General features: G+C 76.4%; 1 pseudogene. It reads right to left on the bottom strand.

The features are described 5' to 3' along the window. Positions 1 to 175: 175 nt before the first annotated feature. Positions 176 to 621: pseudogene (locus tag B7L92_RS38810) on the bottom strand (NADP-dependent phosphogluconate dehydrogenase); the annotation flags it as partial.

Raw genomic sequence — 621 nt, 5'->3', positions numbered from 1 at the left:
CCCGAGCCCTCCCCCTCGCCGATCCCGCCGGGGCCCGAACCGGTGCCCAACCCGGAGCCCGGGCCGCCGCTGAGCTGACCGGCCCCGCGCACGGGAAGGGCGGTGGACGACCCTCGGGGCCGTCCACCGCCCTTCACCGCGCGGCACGCCGGTCAGCGCACCCGGCCGCGGTCCGTCACCCGGTCACCTCCGACCGGTCCCCGCCCCACAGCGTGTGGAACGAGCCCTCGCGGTCCGTGCGCCGGTAGGTGTGCGCGCCGAAGTAGTCCCGCTGGCCCTGGGTGAGCGCGGCCGGCAGGCGCTCCGCGCGCAGGGCGTCGTAGTAGGCNNCCTGCGCCTCGGCGATCTCCCGCGCGAACGTCTCGTCGGACAGCAGGCTCGGCAGGTCGGCCCGCGCGTCGTAGGCGGCGCGGATGCGGTCCAGGAAGGCCGCCCGGATGATGCAGCCGCCGCGCCAGATCGCGGAGACCGCGCCGAGGTCGATGTCCCAGCCGTACTCCTCGCTGCCCGCGGCGATCTCGTGGAAGCCCTGGGTGTACGAGACGATCTTCGACGCGTACAGCGCCTGCTCCACCCGGTCGGCGAACGCCGCCGCCTCCGCCTCGCCCAGCGGCGCGGCCT

This window comes from Streptomyces viridosporus (assembly GCF_002078235.1).
Classification (GTDB): Bacteria; Actinomycetota; Actinomycetes; order Streptomycetales; family Streptomycetaceae; genus Streptomyces; species Streptomyces viridosporus.
Note: the sequence above shows the minus strand (reverse complement) of the source record. Positions and strands in the feature narration are given on the sequence as shown.